The organism is Desulfurobacterium sp. (assembly GCF_027028515.1).
In the GTDB taxonomy this organism is placed as follows: Bacteria; Aquificota; Aquificia; order Desulfurobacteriales; family Desulfurobacteriaceae; genus Desulfurobacterium_A.
On sequence record NZ_JALVIW010000097.1, the window covers coordinates 1 to 2,490 of the forward strand.

Genomic DNA, 2,490 nt, shown 5'->3' on the forward strand with positions numbered 1-2,490 from the left:
TGTTAGCTCTGTTCCTAATTGGATGTTCTCCAAAGGTCAATCCTACTCTTTCCTTGAAAACTAATCCTACTGTTCACTACGTTGAAGGAATGAAGTTAATTGAAAATGGAAAACTCAGTGCTGCTGAAAGAAGGTTTAACTTGGCTTTGAAAGCTGATCCTAAATTTGCTAAAGGGTATGCAGGCAAAGCTCTTGTATCTGCAATAGAAGCAGGACAAATGGAAGGAAGACACAAAAATGTAGAAACAGAAACGGCTTTAGAGTTCTTCGAGAAAGCTAAAAAGTTTGCCTCTTCTCCAGAAGACGAGTTTTCAGTTTACGTGACGGGAATAAGGGTTTTCTATAATGCAGAACCAAGTGATTGGCTTGATAGCGCGGAAAACTACTACGAGAAAGCCATTTTCATAAGCAAAGAAGTTAAATCGGGAAAGCTCCCTTACTACGAATCCTTAAGCGCGGCTCCTTACTTTATGGGTGTAGCATACTTAAAAGCATATAAATTCAAAGATGCTGAAACTATGTTTTCAAAAGTTTTGTCCTCACCACCTTCAAAGTGGCATAAAAAAGCTGAAGATTACTACTTCAAGGTTCAAAAGTTGGTAAGAGCATCTTCTCACTATACTTTGACCTATACTGCGAAAGAAATAGCTGTAAAAGACAAGGTTAGCAGAGTAGATGCTGTTGTCCTCCTCGTTGATGAACTTAAAATAGACCACCTCTTTAGGAAGAAACTATCTACAGAGAAGTTACCCAAGCCGGAATTTATTCCTCCCGATGTTGTAAACCATCCGCTGAAAGAGGAGATATTAACTGTTTTAAGTTGGAGAATTCGCGGGCTTCAACCAGAATATGATGAGAAAACGAGGGCTTATCTTTTTAGACCTGACAAACCTTTAAAGAGGAAAGAGCTGGCCCTTATTCTTGAAGACATACTGACCAAAATTTCACCTGAAAAAGGAGAAACAACGAAGTATTTTGGTCAACAGGTTTCTCCCTACCCTGATGTTCCACCAACGGTGCCTTGGTATAATGCAGTTGTAAACGTTGTCAACAGAGGACTTATGGACGTGAAACTTACAGGAGAGTTTAGACCGAACGATGATGTAGACGGAGCAGAATTATTGTTGAGTATCTTAAGATTAAGAGATATTCTCAAAGACTACTAAGGAGAGGTGTTTAGCAATGAAAGTGTTAAGATTTCTTTTCCTCTTTTTCTTTACGATAACTACAGTTGCTTTTGCTCAGGAATGGCGGAACGTTACACGTCCGGACGATGTTTTTGAATCTGGATATATTCAAGTAGTAGGAGTTTCAGCAGACGGTCAGAATAGATACGCTGCATTAAGGGCGGCAGAAGTAATAGCCCAAAGAGAGCTTTTAGAAACTTTACTCGGATTAACTTTATACGGAGAAACAACAATTAAAGAAGGTATGATGCATTCAGACCTAATTAAGACAAACGTGAAGGGAGTTTTAAGGGGTGCTGTTACCTGTGGGAAGAAATATTATCCTGCAGAAGGTTATGCCGAAGTTTGCAAGAGGATATACTTGAAGGGAAGGTATGGTCTTTACAGTATCTTTTTACCTCTGATAAAGGATGGAAAAATTCCCGTAGATAAATTACCTGACTATAAACCCTCTTTGGCTGTGAAAAAGAAGACGGAAGTTGTCTATGATGGTCTCATTGTTGACGTAGGAAGTTATCCTTTTAGACCTGCTATAGTTAACAGAATTATCACAGAAAACAACGAGATTATTTTTGATCCCTCAAAAGTTGCCAATGACATTCTTATAGAAAGAGGTTGCGGTGGTTTTACTAAAGATATAGCCAAGGCAAAAGCTCTCTTATCTAAGTGGGGGACAAAAAGACCTTTAATAGTTAAAGCTGTAGGGGTGTATAAAGGCACTGATGTTAAAGTTTCAAAAGAGGATGCTTTAAGAATTTATAGGAGCAATGAGGAAACCAATTTCCTTGCAGAGGCTAAAGTTGTTTTTGTTGTGAGATGATAGTAAAGATTTTTTTCCTCTCCTTTTCTCTTTTTTTAATTTTTACAAGTGGGGTATTAGCTGAGAAAGTTAAGGTAGGCGATTTTAATTTTCCTGAGGTTGGTATTAAGGTAGAGGGAGTTTCTTTTACTCCTGATGCTTCTAAATTTTTCTTCTCTCACCTTGACCTAGAAGTTGATACTGCCAGGAGAAAATTGCCTATTTTAAGAAATTTCTTAGATAATCTTCCTTCAGGGAACGTTATTTTTAAAAATTTATTAATAAAGAAGCAAAAGGAATGTTGGGAGGCTGAAGCAGAAGAATTTTCTTTTTCTTCAAAGGAGGACAGACCAATTAAAATCAAATATACAAAGGTTAGCAGCGCAATAGTCACGAAAAAATTGATAATAGCTCTAAGGAGTTTATTATCAACATCCATGACCCAAAGTTTTTGTATTCAAATAATTTACAAAAGTAAAGCGAAAATTTTACATAATTTAACGT

General features: G+C 37.1%; 3 protein-coding genes. All 3 read left to right on the forward strand.

What is annotated here, in order from left to right:
- Positions 1-1,166 (forward strand): S-layer homology domain-containing protein (locus tag MV676_RS08180; RefSeq protein WP_297446657.1); only part of this gene is annotated, 1,166 nt, incomplete at its 5' end.
- A 16-nt stretch (positions 1,167-1,182) separates the two neighbouring features.
- Complete coding sequence (locus tag MV676_RS08185) at positions 1,183-2,007, forward strand: hypothetical protein (protein WP_297446659.1); 825 nt, start codon at positions 1,183-1,185, stop codon at positions 2,005-2,007.
- On the forward strand, positions 2,004-2,490 hold a 487-nt coding region (locus MV676_RS08190; protein ID WP_297446662.1), incomplete at its 3' end, for a hypothetical protein. The genes MV676_RS08185 and MV676_RS08190, both read left to right, overlap by 4 nt.